The following is a 15,173-nucleotide window of genomic DNA, read 5'->3' as shown; positions in this document are numbered from 1 at the left end:
ACAAAGCAAAAATGACAGATGCAACCACGGTGCTGATCGTCGATGACGACGAGGAAATTCGTAATTTATTGGCAAATTACCTAGTCGGCTTTTCCATCTCTGCACATGCCGTCGCGGATGGCGCCGCAATGCGGGCGGCGATGAGCCAGCGGAATTTCGACGCGATCATCCTCGACCTGATGTTGCAGGGCGAAGACGGTTTGTCGCTGTGTCGTGAATTACGTAGCACCACGGATATCCCTATCATCATCCTGACGGCGCGTGGCGAATCGGCGGACCGGGTAGTCGGATTGGAGCTGGGGGCGGACGACTATGTGATCAAGCCTTTTGATCCGCGTGAACTGGTGGCGCGTTTACACACCATCCTGCGTCGTACGCGTGATGGCAAGCAGCGCGACACGGCGGACAGTTCCGATGTCTGGCATTTCGACGGCTGGACTATCAATCGCGTGGCGCGTCAGTTGGTGACGCCGCAACGCATGGTGGTGCCCTTGTCGAATGCCGAATTCAGGTTGCTATCGGTGTTCATCGAACGTCCTTACCGGGTACTCAGCCGCGATCAATTGATGGATGCAGCGCGCGGGCAAAATGCGACGGCCTTTGATCGCAGTATTGATTTGCTGGTGTCACGCCTGCGGCAAAAGCTGGAAGAAGATCCGAAAGACCCGAAATTCCTCAAGACGATACGCGGCGAAGGCTATATGTTCGATGCCAAGGTCGTACGATGAAACTGATACCGAATACGATATTCGCACGTCTGTTTGCATTGGTGGTGATGGCGATTGTGGTCAGCCACATTATGACTTTTATCCTGCTCTTCAAATTTTTTGATCGCGATTTCCCACCGCGGCCGCCGCATATGCGTGCACAAGCCGGACAAATGGTTGCTGCGGATGGATACATGCGGCGCCCGCCGCCACCGATGTGGCAAATCGGTGGCTATACCCTGCCGCCATTGCCGCCGGGTTTGTGGATAGGCTTGATCGTCCAGTTCATCACACTGACTGCAACCGCCTGGTTTGGCGCGCGCTTCCTGGCGCGGCCGATGCAACAGGTCGCGCATGCGTCGGCACAATTGGCGAACAATCTGTACAGCGTGCCGATGAAAGAACAGGGGCCGGATGAGGCGCGCCAGACGGCGCATGTTTTTAACCATATGCAATACAAGGTGCGCGAACAGATCGAAGAGCGCGAACGCTTCCTGGCGGCAGTGTCACATGACTTGCGGACACCGCTGACGCGGATGAAGTTGCGTATCGAAAATCTCGGTGAAAACTACGCCAAACAAAAGCTGCGCGACGACATCGGCGAAATGGCAAATATGCTGGACGCCACCATGAACTATCTGCGCGAGCGGGTTGCGACCGAACCCCTGCAACTGCTCGATGTACAGGCCTTGATCGAAGTCATGGTCGAAGATGCCTGTGCGCATGGCGATAAAGTCAGTATGGCGGGTCGCGCCGAACCCCTGATCACCAAGCCCATGGCGTTGCGGCGCTGCCTGTCCAACTTGCTGGAAAATGCCTTGCGCTATGGACACGAAGCCGTCATCTCGCTGCATGATGCACAGGATGTGTTGCTGATCGAAATTCGCGATAAAGGCCCGGGCATCCCGCCAGACAAGATGGCGGCCGTGCTGGAACCCTTCGTTCGTCTGGATGGTTCGCGCAACAAGGCCTTCGGTGGGGTCGGCCTCGGCCTGTCGATCGCACGCGAGGCGGCGATCCAGTGCGATGGTCGTCTTGCCCTGCGCAATGCCGTCGATGGCGGCCTGATTGCCAGCATTGCAATCACCCGCTGACATTTGCTCATTGTTGCGAATTTGCCGAATGTATCAATCCTGATACAAAGCGTACATGCCATGGATACATTGAACTGCGATGCTGCAGTTGCCTGCCGGGAATAGCTGTCTCTGCCGGCGTCAAATCAATGGGAGAAAAAGATGGCAATCGGCGGAGTGAGCAGCAGTAGCTGGACAACAATACAGCGCCCGGACGCGAGCAAGATCGCGAGTGATTTATTTGCCAAGGTCGATACCAAGAACCAGGGCTACGTCGACAAGGCGGAGCTGCAGGCTACGCTGGAACAGGCCAGCAACGGCCAGTCGGGTACATCCACCGAGCTTGGGCAATTCCTCAGCAAAATTGATGCTGATAACGATGGCAAGATCACCAAGCAGGAATTAACGGATGGCGTCAAGCAACTGGCCGACCAGCTGGATGCGCAATTCGACAGCGCCCGCGTGAGCCGGGCCGAAAGCGGCATGGCCCCGCCGCCGCCTCCATCGGCCGACGATATCTTCGCCAGCATCGATACGAAGAACCAGGGTTACATCGACAAGGAATCCCTGCAGGCGGCCTTCGATAAAAACTCAACAGATACCGAAGCCAATGCGGCCAAGGTGGAAGAAGTGTTCAAGGCGCTGGACACCGACGGCGATAGCAAAATTAGCAAGGAAGAATTGGCGGCCGGTATCGAGCAGGCGGCACCGCAAGCTGCGGCTGGTACCGATGCCAGCGGCGCGGCACAGCAGGCGAAAGGCGCACCACCGGCACGTGGCGGCGGAGGTGCTGCGGAAGACAGCACGGCGACGACCTATGAAGCTGCCGACACCAACCAGGATGGCACGGTCAGCCTGCAGGAGCAGGTGATCTATGACTTGAGCCAGGCGGCCAAGGCGAATACGCAGGCGGAAAATACAACCAGCATGGATGCCGTGAAGAAGATCATGGCGCAGCTGACGCAAACCTACGGGCAGTTCGATTCCAGTATTGCGAATGCCACCAGCAGTGTGAATACCATTTCCGAAATGGCCTGAACGATATCAGGACGCGGGTAGCAAGCGTATCAGTTGCCCGCGTGATTCATCGGTCAGGATATAGAGTAAGCCATCCGGTCCTTCGCGCACATCGCGTACCCGTTGCTCCAGGTTCGGCAACAAGCGTTCTTCGCGCACGACCTTGCCATCCTTGAGTTCCAGTCGTGCCAGGTAACGGAACTTGAGCGAACCGATAAACAGATTGCCCTGCCAGGCCTTGCCATAACGCGTGCTATGCAGGAAGGCCATGCCGGACGGCGCAATCGATGGTGTCCATTGATACAGCGGCTGTTCCATCCCCGCCTGCGTGGTCAGGCCGGCCCCGATTTTGCCGCCGCCGTAGTTTTCACCATAGGTAATGACCGGCCAGCCATAGTTCTTCCCTGCTTCCGGTCGATTGATTTCATCACCACCTTGCGGACCGTGTTCATGCGTCCACAGCTTTCCATCCGGCCCCAGTGCCGCACCCTGCGAGTTGCGATGCCCTATGCTCCAGATTTCCGGCAGCGCACCGGCTTTGCCGACATAGGGATTGTCCGGCGGTACCGAACCGTCCTTGCGGATGCGTATGACTTTGCCGTGATGGTTGTCCAGGGTCTGTGCATCCTGCATGCGGCTGAAGCGGTCGCCCAGTGTCAGGAATAAGGTAGCGTCAGCTCGCTCGACGATGCGGCAACCGAAGTGCGCGCGGCTGGCAAATTTCGGCTTCTGGCTGAACAGGACTTTCACCTGTTCCAGTTTCTTCAAATCATTCGACAGGCGCGCCGATGCCAGTGCGGTCGAGTTGCCGCTGCCGCCGGTACGGGTATTTGCTTCTTCGCTATAACAAAAATAAATCGTACGGTTTTCCGCAAACTTGCTGTCGGTGATCACATCCAGCAAGCCACCCTGTCCGCCGACCTCTATTTTCGGCAAGCCACTCAAAGGGGCGGATACCGGTGCACCTGGCTGCACGATGCGCATGTCCCCGGTGCGCTCGGTCACCAGTATGCGGCCGTCACCGATGAAGGCGAGCGCCCACGGGTGCTCAAGGTCTTGTGCCAACACTTCGGTGCGCAGATTGCTGCTGCCTTGCGCGAGTGCGCAGGCTGGCGCGAGCATCAATATGCTTGCCAGCAGGCGGGTACATGAAGATTGGATATCCATACGAAGCTGTCCGCGTAGTTGATTTGAAAACCGCCCGGTGGGTGCCGGGCGGGAGAAGGTTTAAACAGACGGGCGATCAGCGTAGGAAGTGATATTCCATTGCAGGGGCTGATCATGAAACAAGCTGATGAATCAGCTTGTCAGTATTCTTTTTGTCAGGAGCGCGGCGGTTCGTTCGCCAGGTTTTTCACGCTGGTGATGGCATACCCTTTGGCACTGATTTGTTCGATTGGATCATCAATCGCAAAATCCGCCAGGTGCTTGGCATTGTCTTCCAGGTCAACGCTGCGATCGGTAGGTTCCCAATCGGTATTGACGACTTCTTCCGGCAGCAACTTGCCTTCCGGTACGGCGAGGTAAGAAAAATGGCCTGCATTTTCAGCTCTTCGATATATATCTATGCGCATGACAAGTCCTTGGAAAAATGAGGGTAAGGTCTTTTGTGACCAGGCTTCACTACAAAGGTTGCGCCACCAGCATAGCCGATCTAAAAGCAGGACGATGGCGTGATACTTGCTATGGATTTCCTCCAGTTAAGCTTTTCGTAAGACTTTTTGGCGGTGGCGGGCTGTAAATCCGGGTTTTAGGCGTAGTTAGTGGCTTTTTTGCACAAAATAAGCCCATTTTTATTGCCCGGTGTTACGTTTTGGCAACCAAATTTGTTAACGCGTGCTAATCTGCCAATTCGTTGCGCCCCTTTATAGCGCAATGCGAACTGCTCCATTTGTGCGATGTAGAGGAGGTGCTCATGTTGAAATATGATTTTTCTGTGAAGACGCGCGAAGGCCAGAGGCTGGAAAGCATAGTCATTGGCGGTATGGATCGTAGTGATGCGGAGCGCAAGCTGCGACAGATGTACCGGCATTGCGAAGTACTGCGTTGTGATATCAAAGGTGCGGTGCAGCGTCCGGGCATTGCACATTCAGTTGACGATATCCTCTCGCTCATTTCGCGTTAAGGCCGGTTGCTGGATAAAGCCGTCAGCCAGCAATTCATCGAGCAAGGTTTCATAGTCCTGGGCACCGCGACTGTTGGGCGCATGTTCGAATATCGTTTTGTTATGGGCAGGACTCTCCGCGAGACTGACGTTTTCTGCGATGCGTGTGCGACAGACATCGGCACCGAATTTTTCCTCCAGCACTTTCAGTACTTCCCACGCCATGCCGCGACGCCCATCGAAGCGCGTCAGCAGGTAGCGGCGATTCACGCGTCGTTTCAAGACGGGTTCCAGCGCGCGCAGGGTTTTCTCGATCTGCATCGCACCTTTGGCAGACAGGTGGTCGGCCGATACCGGCACGATGATGCAGTCGCAGGCAAAGATGGCATTCAGCGACAGCACGCCTATCAGCGGACAACAATCAATCATGACCGGCGTGTTTTCAGTGTTGAATTTTTCCGCGCGCAGCGTGGCGTTCAGGCGATTGACGATGTCATAGCCTTTGCCGAACAGTGTATCGACCTTGGACAATTCCATATGTGAAGGAATCACACCGAGGCCGCTGGTCGGTGAACGCTGTACCAGTTCCTGTAACGGACGGTCACGCTGGAACAGGCTGAGTATGGTGTCGTCGCCGGATTGCGCGGTAATGCCGGCAATGGAACTCAAGTGCGCTTGCGGGTCGAGGTCGATGCCGTAGGGGCTGCAACCGCGCCGTTCCAATGCAGCGGCGAGATTCAATGCCGTCGTGGTTTTACCCACGCCGCCTTTCTGGTTGAATACCGTGACTATCGTCATAACCCTCCCGGATTCGATGCTCGCGCATCGCCGATATCAATCTGGTGATACCGGTTTCTCGTGACTGGCTCGCATACCGCAGCGTTTGCGTTCGATCACAAGAACCGGCAACAGCGGTATTTAAGGTTACATAATAGTAACACCATGATTTAGCGGAACTGATCTATCTCGACAGTGGCTTTGACATGTCAATGCGATGTGTGGCGTTGCCCCAACCAAATGCGCAGGCGACGCCAGCCGATGACGACGCCGGTAATACAGAGCGCAAGTCCGCCCAGGCTTAAAAAAATCAGGATTGCGTCGCGTAGTACATTTGCCTGCAGCATCACCGGCAAATCCCAGCTATGCAGGAAGGCGAATAGCCAGCGTCCTACGCGTTGCGCATTATCCGAACTGCTTTCGACATCGCCGGTAAACGGATCGAGATGTACCCAGGTCTGGTGCGCTTCGTCAAAGCGTATGCGCAATGCAGGCAGGCGTCGTTCGGCGGCACCCATCATCGCTTCCTGCTGGCGACCATAGTAATAAGTGTCGTAATGCTCAAGCACCTGGTGGTCAAGGACGGGGGCAGGTAATAAACGTTTTGCCGCCTGTAGCAATTCCACATCGCTCCATCGTTCGCGCACTTTATAGTTGCCACCCTCATTGACGATCAGGCGGGTCGCATTTGCAGCATTGCGCGCCAGCAGATAGGGGCGGCCATCGAGTACACGCCATTCGATTTCATTCGCGCGAAAATGTGCATCGTTCAGCAGGCCGAGTGCCTGTGTTGCATTGAGTGGCAAGTGCATTGCACCTGGTGTTGCACCACGATAGGCAGCGCTGTTTGGTTTTTCACCGCGCGCATCGAAGACGCCAAGCGGATTCATCGACATCAGGCCGCTGAAAATCCAGGTAAAGATAATTGCGGCAAAGCTCAAACCTATGATGTGGTGCCAGTGCAGATAGACTTCGCGATAGGGTGTGCGTGCGCCGGATTTATAGCGTCCGCGGAAACGCCAGCGCCAGATGCCGGCCAGCGTGCCGGTAACGGCCGTCACCGTACCGATCGCGGAGAGCACGATGACGATCCAGCTCCAGACCGGGTCCACCGGTTGGTCACGGAACATATACAGCCAATGCAGCCATGCGCCGACGTAATTCCACATCCTTTGTGCGCGTGGCGCATCCATGACCACTTGCCCGGTCGCATCCGACAGGTACAACAGGCTGTGTGCTGCATCATCCATTTGTACCTGGTGCAAGGGTCGATGCGGATCGAGTGAACGTGCATGGGTCCAGCGGTCCTCGTGCACCGTGCCGAGATAATGTGCGTCTGCATGCGGGATGAATGCGCGCGCACCATCCAGTGCCGCCTGTGCATCCATAGGCGGGGCCAACTTGCCGCTTTGCGCATCGATCACCAGATAGGCGCCCTTGCCTTCACGCAGCCGGTAGTGCGAGTGCTGGCGGATTGAAGTCAGGACGATTTCCTGCACGGCCCCGGGTGCCTTGCTGTGTGCCAGTACCTTATCCAGCGGCACACAACAATCCTGTATCTGTAACGTGGGCAATGCTTGCAGCCTTTCCCACGGCGTCAGCTTTGGATAGCCGACAAAGAGCATCACTATCCCGCTGACAAACCACAAAGCCATCAGCACGCACGCAGCCACGCCTGTCCAGCGATGGAACAAATAGGTCAGGCGTTTGGCGCGTGCGGCTATGCTCATGATTTCGTTTCTCAGAAGCGGTAGTTCGCGGTCAGCTCGATACGACGTCCGGGGCCGTTAAACCATTGCGTGCCGGAGTAGTAAGCCGTCGTGAAGTACTGCTTGTCGAACACATTGAAGCCGCGCAGCGTCAGCGTCGTATCGCGTGATGCTTTCCACTGCAGTGCAAGGTCGGTCGTGGTGTAAGCAGGCATCACCAGTGTGTTCGCATTATCGGCATAACGCTTGCCGACATAACGCAGGCCGCCGCTGGCAGTCCAGTCAGGAACGAAGTTCCAGCTGAGCCAGACATTGGCCAGGCGTTCGGCGACATTCGGCGGGACATTGCCGGCGCGCGATACGGCCACGCCTCCGACGGAGTCGTTGAAGTCGTCAAACTTGGCGCGCAGGATGGCGGCGTTTGCGTCGAGTTGCCAGCCCGGTGCAAAGGCCAGTGCCAGTGTTCCTTCGAGGCCGGTAGATGACTGCTGCCCGACCTGGATGCGCACGGCAGGGTTGGTCGTATCGCGGCTGAGCAGATTGTTTTTCTTGATGTTGTAAGCGGCCAGCGTCCATTCACCCTTCTTGCTCCAGAAGGCCTGTTTGACGCCGACTTCGATTTGCTTACCGGTAGACAGGTCGAACTTGCTGTTGGCAGCCGTAATCATCAGCAAACCACCAACCGGATCCGCCGCCTCAGAGTACTGTGCGTAAAGCGCGGTATCGGGTTCGATGTTGTAAACGGTGCCGAGACGCCAGCCTACGTTTGAATACTTTTGATCGAAGGCAGGTGCGCCGCTCACCAGGTCGGTGCGCGATACATCGGCGTGGTCGTAACGCAGGCCGCCGAGTACCGACCATTTATCGTTCAGCTCCAGCCGGTTCTCGGCAAAGACGGAGTACTGGTCGGCTTTGTTGCGATAGCGCGGGATAGTCGGTATCGCACTGAAGAAAGTGCCAGGCACCGGATTGTATGGATCGACTGAAGGCAGTGCGCCGGTATAGGTATTGTTGGTATGCTGGAACGAGCTGGCGCTCACATCAAAACCTACCGAGACCTGGTTCTTCAAACCGAACAGGCGACCGCGGAATGTCGCATCGGTCGTGTTTCCGATCTGGGTCTGGTCATGCATGATTTCAGTCGCACCACTGGATGCGGGCCGGTCAATCAAACCTGTAGCCGGGTTGTACACGTAGGATTCCGCATTGCGCCAGTGACGTTTGCTGTCTATGTAATACAGCTTGCTGCGCACCGTCGTGTCGGCATTCGGTGTCCACTCGGCGGACAGTTCCGTCCAGCGGTCATCGTATTGGATCTTGCTGTCGCTGACATTGTAATTTTTCTTGCGCAGCGCTTCCAGCTGTTGTCCGTTGACCAGTGGCGTACCGAAGTAACGCATCGGTTCCTGCCGGCCTTGTGCATAACTGAGCTTGAGGCGGAAGTCGGCCGACACATCCAGTTGCAAGGCACCGGAAAAACTCAGGTTGCGGGAGTCGCCCATATCGACCCAGCCATCGGAACGGTCGCCGCTGAGATCGACGCGGTAGGACAGTTTGTCATTGATTGCACCGCCGCTGCCAAAGCCGAGGCGTTGCGTGTTGTCAGTGCCTATGGTGGCTTGTACTTCATTTTGTATCGGGCCGCGTGTCGGTTTTTTCGGGATCACATTCACCACTGCGCCGATCGCACCATCACCATAAATCACCGAGGCCGGGCCACGCAGTACTTCGATGCGATCAATAGACCAGGTATCGAAAGGAAAGGACACGCCTACGCCGCCATACTGCCGGGTGCCGTCATACAGGCGCATGACGGAAGTGGTATCGGTGAAGCCGCGTGCCGACAGCGAAGAACCGCTATTGCCGGGATGGCCCATGCCGCTGATGCCGGCGCTGCGGGTGATGGCATCGACCAGGTTGGCATCGCCGCGTTGCTCCAGTTGTTCACGCGTGATGACACTGACGCTGGCCGGGGTCTGCATGGGTGTCAGGTCGAGGTTGGAGCCGGTAGATGCAGGGGATTTTAAAGTGCCGGCTTGTTCCGGGCTGACGGTAATGCCGGGCAAGGTGGTGGTATCGGCCGCGCTTGCCGGATTCAGCACCAGCAGGCAGCCCAGTGTGCAATGGGTGTACAGGACTGCACGTGCGAGTCGGCGCGGCAGGGAATCAGATTCAAATACGAGTTTCATTGTTTATCCAAAATAGTTGAAGAAGCGCTCAGTGTTTGGCGGCGCTATTGAGTGCGCGGGCCGGGACTTGCAGTTCCAGCGTTTCGCGCTTCTTGTCTTTGTCTTCAAATGTCAGCGTGAGCGGAATCACATCGCCTTCCCTGACCGGCTGCTTCAGGTCGAAAAACATGATGTGATAGCCGCCCGGCTTGAGCGCGACGTTTTGGCCTGCAGGCAGGTCCAGGCCGCTTATCTGGCGCATGCGCATGACATGATCCTGTACGGCCATTTCATGGATTTCTGTGCGCGCAACGGGTGACTGCGCGTCTATCAGGCGTGTGCCTTTGACACTGTTCAGTTGCATGAAGGCGCCGGTGGCTTTCTGTTGCGGCACGGTGGCGCGTACCCAGGCATCGTTAACGGTGACTTGTGCGATAGCCGATGCGCAGGCGAGACTCAGCAATGAAGCGAGTAAAAACTTGTTCATAAGGATGTCCTCTGATGGAAGATGTGTGCGGATTACTGCGCGACTTGTTCTGATATTCCCAGCGCAGCGCGACTAGTGACGACGCAGGAAGCGCCGCACTGGCTGGCGCTGGCCAACACCGGCAGCGCGACCAGTTGCAGTTCGATGGCCGACGTTTTGGCGGGCGAGGCCGCGACAGATGCGTAACGCTGGATGCTGACCAGCAGCGCAGCAATCACGAGCGCAAGCAGATTGAGGGTGATGACGAATTTACGGCGAGTTGACATGGCAAACTCCTGTTTCGAGATGAAGACACAGCGCCAGGCGAACGCAGGCCATCAGGCCAACGTGCTGGCGGTACTCAGCAAGGATCAGGAAAAAGCCGGGGGAGCGCGGGGTTGTGCAACAGCCCAGGCGAACAGCGGACGCGATGCCTGGTAATACAGCGGAGGAAGGATGTGATCGCCGCTAATAACCGGCATCACGAAGTCGGCCGGCGGTGGCAAGCCTACCGAGCCTGCGTGCGTCATACAGAACGCACAGTGTTCGAAGTGGGTGGTTTTTTCTGCCGGTTTCGGCATCTGCGTATTCTGGCCCTGGTCGACCATCATCAGCTTGTTGCCATCCACCGTACAAATTTCAACCCATGCATTGGGTGCGCCTTTGGCGGCAGCAACCGCATGTGAAATCGAAGGCGCAAGCGATGCCAACAGGATCGCAAAACATGCGATCCAGGTGGTCCATCTATGCTTGGCTTTCGTCATTCGCATGGCGCGGGCATCAAGGAAAAGGGGCAATGTACACAACCATCTTGTTGACGGCTGGCGACTTATCGCGGCTGATTATAGCCGGGCTGGCAATGAAAGATATAGCTACTTTGATATAAAGCATGGCGAAATTGCCACGCTGTATGCACGCCAACACACGCCGGAATTGCGCGTTACTTGATTGTTCGATTAAAATGAGAATAGTTCTTATTTACTATCTGGAGTCATTTTGTCCGCTTTGGCCCCTCTCCCACAACAGGAAATGCATACGCTGTATAGCAAGCATCACGGCTGGTTGCAGGGCTGGTTGCGTGCCAGGCTGGGCAATACTTTCGATGCGGCAGACCTGACGCACGACACCTTCGAACGCCTGCTGCTGAAGCTGGATCGCCCTTTGTTGCGCGATCCGCGTGCCTACCTGACGACGATAGCACACGGCCTGGTGGTCAATCATTGGCGTCGCCTGGAAATCGAACGCGCTTACCTCGATATGCTGGCCACTGTCCCGGAGCAAATGGCGCAGTCGCCGGAAGAGCGGGCCCTGTTGCTGGAAGTCTTGTGTGAAATCGATGCGATGCTGGACCAGCTCAATCCAAAGGCACGCAGTGCTTTCCTGATGGCGCAGCTGGATGGCCTGACTTACGGTGCGATTGCGGAAAGCATAGGCGTATCCGAGCGCATGGTGAAAAAGTATATGGCGCAGGCGATGTTGCATTGTCTGCAGTTTGCCGGGGACAAGGCGTGAGTTCCATCCTGGCTGAGAACGGCAAGCCGCTGGATGAGGCTTTGCGCAGCAAGCCTGATTTCAAGGTCTTGCAGCAGGCGGCCGAATGGTTTGCCGTGCTGCGTTCAGCCAGTGTCAGTGCCAGCGATGTGCAGCAATGGCGCGACTGGTGTGATGCCGACAGCATGCATCGTATCGCCTGGGCCCGCGTCGAGGAAATCAGCGGACGCTTCGAACAGTTGCCGGCTGTAGACAAACCACACACGCGAGCCACGCTTGATATCGCGGCACAACGCCAGCGCAGTCGCCGTCGCGCAGTGAAAATGCTGACCCTGCTCTGTACCGCAGGCAGCGCCAGCTGGCTGGCGAGCCAGGTAATGCCATGGCAGGCATGGAGTGCCAGTTACCGCACCGCCACCGGCGAACGGCGCCAGGTGCAATTGGCCGACGGCAGCAATATCTGGATCAATACCGCGAGTGCCATGGATGCCGAGTATGGCGAGAGCCTGCGCCGCATCCGCCTGTATGCCGGTGAAATCCTGATCCAGACCGCACACGACAGCAATACGCCGGCACGACCTTTTGTCGTTGACACGCTGCAAGGACGCATGCGTGCCTTGGGTACACGCTTCAGCGTACGCCAGCTCGATGGTGCCAGCCATCTTGCGGTATACGAGGGAGCGGTGGAAGTGAGCCCGGCTGACGGTGGTGAGACGAAAGTTGTTCGCGCCAATCAACAGGTGCGTTTTACCGCGCAAGGTATAGACGAAGTGAGTCCGGCGCAGTTTGCGCAGCAAGCGTGGAGCGGTGGCATGCTGGTGGCCGACAATATGCGGCTGGAAGATTTGCTGGCCGAGCTCTCACGTTACCGGCGCGGCCATCTCGGCTGCGATCCTGCGGTCGCCGATTTGCGCGTGGTCGGTGCTTATTCCCTGAATGATCCTGAACGTATCCTCACTGCGCTGGAAGCAACCTTGCCGATACGCATACGCCGCACGATGTCATGGTGGGTGGTGGCAGAAGCGCGCTGATCGCCCTGTCGTACTAAATTTCAAAATTAATTTTCTATCGTGGTTCCCTTTTTGCGGTCTTCGATTGGCATACCGATTGAAAGCAAGCTCAATCGATAAAATCGTAAAAAGGATGTTGCAATGTCTTTATCTTCACCATTGAACGGCCCGACTCGGGCGTGCGCTTTACCGCAGCACACATTACTCGTCAAAACCATACAGGCGCTGTTCGTCGCCCTGCCTTTATTCGCATTGCTGCCTGCCGTGCCGGCATTGGCGCAAACATCTGTTGGCAATGCCGCTGCAGTCCGCAGCTATGAAATCCCTGCCGGTCAATTGAGCAGCGCCTTGTCGCGTTTTGCGGCCGAAGCCGGTGTGCAATTGTCGGTGGATGCTGCAGTGACCGCGAACTTGCACAGCCCTGGGCTGAAGGGCCGTCACACCGTGGCATCCGGTTTCTCCGCCTTGCTGGCCGGTACCGGACTGGAAGCAGCGCCGCGTGGTAATGGCGAATACACATTGCGCAAGGCGCCGGGTGTGATGGAGTCCACCTTGCCGGTGGTGGAAGTGTCATCCACTGCCGCGAACGAGAACGCCGCCGGCATTACCGGCTACGTCGCGCGCCGCAGCCGTACTGCCAACAAAACCAATTCATCACTGGTAGAAACCCCGCAATCAATTTCGGTGATCACGCAGGAAAACCTGGTGGATCGCCAGGTGCAGTCAGTCAGCGAAGCATTGCTGTATAGCGCCAATGTGAACGGCCAGCGTTACGGTGCCGATACACGTTCCGATTACTTCACCATACGTGGTTTCAACTCTGACCTGTACCTCGATGGTTTGCGCGTGCCGCAAATCGCGAGCCAGACCGGAGGTTATGCCGGTTTCCTGATCGAACCGTTTTCACTGGACCGGGTGGAAGTGTTGCGCGGTCCAAGCTCGGCCTTGTTTGGCCAAAGCAATGTCGGCGGCATCGTGAATATGGTGAGCAAGGATCCGCAGGCGACACCTTCGGGTGAAGTCTATGCACGCGTCGGTAGTTATGATCGCAAGGAAATCGGTTTCGATATGACCGGTCCGATCAATAACGATCCGCGCCTCACTTACCGTGTCAACGGCATAGTGCGCGACGCCGATACTTCTTATGCCTTCGGCAAAAATGACCGTATCGCGATCAATCCCAGCATTGCATGGCGTCCGGATGCGAACACCAGCCTGATCGTTTCAGCAGGCTATATGAAAGATGATATCGGCCAGGCCGGCGTCATCGTCCCGGCCACGGGCAGCGTATTGCCGAACAAACTGGGTTTGACTATCCCGTCCAATTTCTCTGATGGCGATCCGCGCAATGCGATCTACAAAAAGGAAATCAGTTATATCGGCTATCGCTTTGAACATACCTTTAACGATACCTTTACGCTGCGGAACAATCTGCGTTATTCCAAACTGAAAACGGATTACCGCAATCTGTACACATCGGGTTTGGCGGCGGATGAAAGAACGATTAGTCGCGCCAACTACAATGCGCAGCCGGAACTGGATGCGCTCGCGATCGATACGCAACTGGAATCCAGATTCAATACCGGCGTCGCCAGGCATACCTTGCTGGCGGGCCTGGATCTGCAATGGCAGAAACTGGTGAACAACACCGGTAATGCGGCGGGTCCTACGCAAGATTTGTTTAACCCTATTTATACGAAACCGTTGGTGCCGACCGCTTTTATAGACCGCTCAGAGCAGGAGCAATACCAGACAGGTATCTATATCCAAGACCAGGTGAAGCTGGGGAAATTGAATGTTTTGGCTGCCCTGCGCAAGGATTTCGTGCGCGTTACGACGGACAACACCAAGTTGGCTACAGGTGTCGTGACGCCTTTCAAGCAGGATCCGGAAAAGACGACCGGCAAGATCGGTGCTTCCTATCTGTTTGATTCCGGCTTTGCGCCGTATGCCTTGTACTCGACTTCTTTCCTGCCGACCTTGACGACGAATGCAACGCCCCTCAAGCCAACGACAGGTACGCTGAAGGAAGTCGGCCTCAAATATGCTCCTTTGGATAAAGACTATTCGGTCACGCTCTCGGCATTTGAAGCGACACAACAAAATGTGGTGAATCGTGTCAGTGGGGTTATCTATCAAACTGACGAAGTCCAGGTACGCGGTATCGAACTGGAAGCCGTTGCTTCCTTGTCCAAGCGCCTGAATGTAACCGCGGCACTGAGTGTGCAAGACCCTGAAGTCACAAAGAGCGTCACGCCGGCGCAAGTAGGCAAGCTGCCTTACACCGTGCCTAAAACCCAGCAATCGCTGTTCGCCAGCTATAAGCTGTCCTTGCCACAGGATATGCGCGGTGAATTGACGATAGGTGGTGGTGCACGCCGCATAGGAAAAACCGCCGGTGATACCGCGAATACCTTCTTTGTACCGTCCTATACACTGGTGGATGCTTTCTTGCGCTATGACATCGACAAGTACAGCTTCCAGATCAATGGCTACAACCTGGGTGACAAAACTTATGTTGCCGGCTGTAATGCGATGATTCAGTGTTACTACGGCCAGGGTCGTACCGTCGTCGCTACAGTGCGTATGCATTGGTAATACCGCCTGTTATGCAATAGCAAGTCAAAAAAGGGTATGGTTGATGCTGGCTC

Annotated in this window: 15 protein-coding genes; 7 read left to right on the top strand and 8 right to left on the bottom strand. The window is 56.2% G+C overall.

Going from position 1 to position 15,173, the window contains the following annotated elements; genetic code table 11:
• The first annotated feature begins 11 nt into the window (after positions 1–11).
• The 3 genes from ACFQPC_RS11740 (at position 12) to ACFQPC_RS11730 (ending at position 2,818) form a co-directional block, all read left to right on the top strand.
• Positions 12–728 (top strand): response regulator, encoded by a 717-nt coding sequence (locus tag ACFQPC_RS11740; protein WP_382272114.1) that lies wholly within the window; start codon positions 12–14, stop codon positions 726–728.
• Positions 725–1,801, top strand: a complete 1,077-nt coding sequence (locus ACFQPC_RS11735) for an ATP-binding protein (protein ID WP_382272112.1) — start codon at positions 725–727, stop codon at positions 1,799–1,801. Before ACFQPC_RS11740 ends, ACFQPC_RS11735 begins: the two co-directional genes overlap by 4 nt.
• Before the next feature lie 141 nt (positions 1,802–1,942).
• Positions 1,943–2,818 (top strand): EF-hand domain-containing protein, encoded by an 876-nt coding sequence (locus ACFQPC_RS11730; protein ID WP_382272111.1) that lies wholly within the window; start codon positions 1,943–1,945, stop codon positions 2,816–2,818.
• Positions 2,819–2,824: 6 nt separating this feature from the next.
• On the opposite strand, the gene ACFQPC_RS11725 is transcribed toward ACFQPC_RS11730, so the two are convergent.
• Both ACFQPC_RS11725 and ACFQPC_RS11720 read right to left on the bottom strand, forming a co-directional pair.
• Positions 2,825–3,964 (bottom strand): PQQ-dependent sugar dehydrogenase, encoded by a 1,140-nt coding sequence (locus ACFQPC_RS11725; protein WP_382272109.1) that lies wholly within the window; start codon positions 3,962–3,964, stop codon positions 2,825–2,827.
• 155 nt (positions 3,965–4,119) lie between these two features.
• Positions 4,120–4,371, bottom strand: coding sequence for a DUF6139 family protein (locus ACFQPC_RS11720; protein ID WP_382272107.1), 252 nt, complete (start codon positions 4,369–4,371; stop codon positions 4,120–4,122).
• 341 nt (positions 4,372–4,712) lie between these two features.
• Between ACFQPC_RS11720 and ACFQPC_RS11715 the strand changes: the two genes are divergently transcribed.
• The gene (locus ACFQPC_RS11715) at positions 4,713–4,922 is read left to right on the top strand and encodes a hypothetical protein (RefSeq protein ID WP_041296286.1); all 210 of its coding nucleotides are present in this window, start codon (positions 4,713–4,715) and stop codon (positions 4,920–4,922) included.
• Here ACFQPC_RS11715 and ACFQPC_RS11710 read toward each other — a convergent pair.
• The 6 genes from ACFQPC_RS11710 to ACFQPC_RS11685 form a co-directional block, all read right to left on the bottom strand.
• Positions 4,887–5,699, bottom strand: a complete 813-nt coding sequence (locus tag ACFQPC_RS11710) for a ParA family protein (RefSeq protein WP_382272105.1) — start codon at positions 5,697–5,699, stop codon at positions 4,887–4,889. The genes ACFQPC_RS11715 and ACFQPC_RS11710 overlap by 36 nt on opposite strands.
• 188 nt (positions 5,700–5,887) lie before the next feature.
• Positions 5,888–7,408: a PepSY domain-containing protein gene (locus ACFQPC_RS11705; RefSeq protein ID WP_382272104.1), complete on the bottom strand. Its 1,521-nt coding sequence runs from the start codon at positions 7,406–7,408 to the stop codon at positions 5,888–5,890.
• Between the two features lie 11 nt (positions 7,409–7,419).
• Positions 7,420–9,576, bottom strand: a complete 2,157-nt coding sequence (locus tag ACFQPC_RS11700; RefSeq protein WP_382272102.1) for a TonB-dependent receptor — start codon at positions 9,574–9,576, stop codon at positions 7,420–7,422.
• Between the two features lie 28 nt (positions 9,577–9,604).
• Positions 9,605–10,042 (bottom strand): copper chaperone PCu(A)C, encoded by a 438-nt coding sequence (locus tag ACFQPC_RS11695; protein WP_382272101.1) that lies wholly within the window; start codon positions 10,040–10,042, stop codon positions 9,605–9,607.
• 32 nt (positions 10,043–10,074) lie between these two features.
• Positions 10,075–10,308 (bottom strand): hypothetical protein, encoded by a 234-nt coding sequence (locus ACFQPC_RS11690; RefSeq protein WP_382272099.1) that lies wholly within the window; start codon positions 10,306–10,308, stop codon positions 10,075–10,077.
• 84 nt (positions 10,309–10,392) lie between these two features.
• Positions 10,393–10,791, bottom strand: coding sequence for a DUF2946 domain-containing protein (locus tag ACFQPC_RS11685; RefSeq protein WP_382272098.1), 399 nt, complete (start codon positions 10,789–10,791; stop codon positions 10,393–10,395).
• A 226-nt stretch (positions 10,792–11,017) separates the two neighbouring features.
• On the opposite strand from ACFQPC_RS11685, the gene ACFQPC_RS11680 reads away from it, so the two are divergent.
• The 3 genes from ACFQPC_RS11680 (at position 11,018) to ACFQPC_RS11670 (ending at position 15,120) form a co-directional block, all read left to right on the top strand.
• Positions 11,018–11,533, top strand: coding sequence for a sigma-70 family RNA polymerase sigma factor (locus ACFQPC_RS11680; RefSeq protein WP_382272097.1), 516 nt, complete (start codon positions 11,018–11,020; stop codon positions 11,531–11,533).
• On the top strand, positions 11,530–12,543 hold the full coding sequence (locus tag ACFQPC_RS11675) for a FecR domain-containing protein (protein WP_382272095.1): 1,014 nt from the start codon (positions 11,530–11,532) through the stop codon (positions 12,541–12,543). The genes ACFQPC_RS11680 and ACFQPC_RS11675 overlap by 4 nt, the downstream gene beginning before the upstream one ends.
• A gap of 120 nt (positions 12,544–12,663) precedes the next feature.
• Positions 12,664–15,120: a TonB-dependent siderophore receptor gene (locus ACFQPC_RS11670; protein WP_382272094.1), complete on the top strand. Its 2,457-nt coding sequence runs from the start codon at positions 12,664–12,666 to the stop codon at positions 15,118–15,120.
• Positions 15,121–15,173 lie beyond the last annotated feature (53 nt).

The organism is Herminiimonas glaciei (genome assembly GCF_042664955.1).
Taxonomy (GTDB): domain Bacteria; phylum Pseudomonadota; class Gammaproteobacteria; order Burkholderiales; family Burkholderiaceae_D; genus Oxalicibacterium; species Oxalicibacterium glaciei.
Note: the sequence above shows the minus strand (reverse complement) of the source record. Positions and strands in the feature narration are given on the sequence as shown.

Coding starts and splice junctions, on each gene's coding strand:
- ACFQPC_RS11740 (WP_382272114.1), top strand. CDS start 12: ATGACAGATGCAACCACGGTGCTGATCGTCGATGACGACGAGGAAATT.
- ACFQPC_RS11735 (WP_382272112.1), top strand. CDS start 725: ATGAAACTGATACCGAATACGATATTCGCACGTCTGTTTGCATTGGTG.
- ACFQPC_RS11730 (WP_382272111.1), top strand. CDS start 1,943: ATGGCAATCGGCGGAGTGAGCAGCAGTAGCTGGACAACAATACAGCGC.
- ACFQPC_RS11725 (WP_382272109.1), bottom strand. CDS start 3,964: ATGGATATCCAATCTTCATGTACCCGCCTGCTGGCAAGCATATTGATG.
- ACFQPC_RS11720 (WP_382272107.1), bottom strand. CDS start 4,371: ATGCGCATAGATATATATCGAAGAGCTGAAAATGCAGGCCATTTTTCT.
- ACFQPC_RS11715 (WP_041296286.1), top strand. CDS start 4,713: ATGTTGAAATATGATTTTTCTGTGAAGACGCGCGAAGGCCAGAGGCTG.
- ACFQPC_RS11710 (WP_382272105.1), bottom strand. CDS start 5,699: ATGACGATAGTCACGGTATTCAACCAGAAAGGCGGCGTGGGTAAAACC.
- ACFQPC_RS11705 (WP_382272104.1), bottom strand. CDS start 7,408: ATGAGCATAGCCGCACGCGCCAAACGCCTGACCTATTTGTTCCATCGC.
- ACFQPC_RS11700 (WP_382272102.1), bottom strand. CDS start 9,576: ATGAAACTCGTATTTGAATCTGATTCCCTGCCGCGCCGACTCGCACGT.
- ACFQPC_RS11695 (WP_382272101.1), bottom strand. CDS start 10,042: ATGAACAAGTTTTTACTCGCTTCATTGCTGAGTCTCGCCTGCGCATCG.
- ACFQPC_RS11690 (WP_382272099.1), bottom strand. CDS start 10,308: ATGTCAACTCGCCGTAAATTCGTCATCACCCTCAATCTGCTTGCGCTC.
- ACFQPC_RS11685 (WP_382272098.1), bottom strand. CDS start 10,791: ATGCGAATGACGAAAGCCAAGCATAGATGGACCACCTGGATCGCATGT.
- ACFQPC_RS11670 (WP_382272094.1), top strand. CDS start 12,664: ATGTCTTTATCTTCACCATTGAACGGCCCGACTCGGGCGTGCGCTTTA.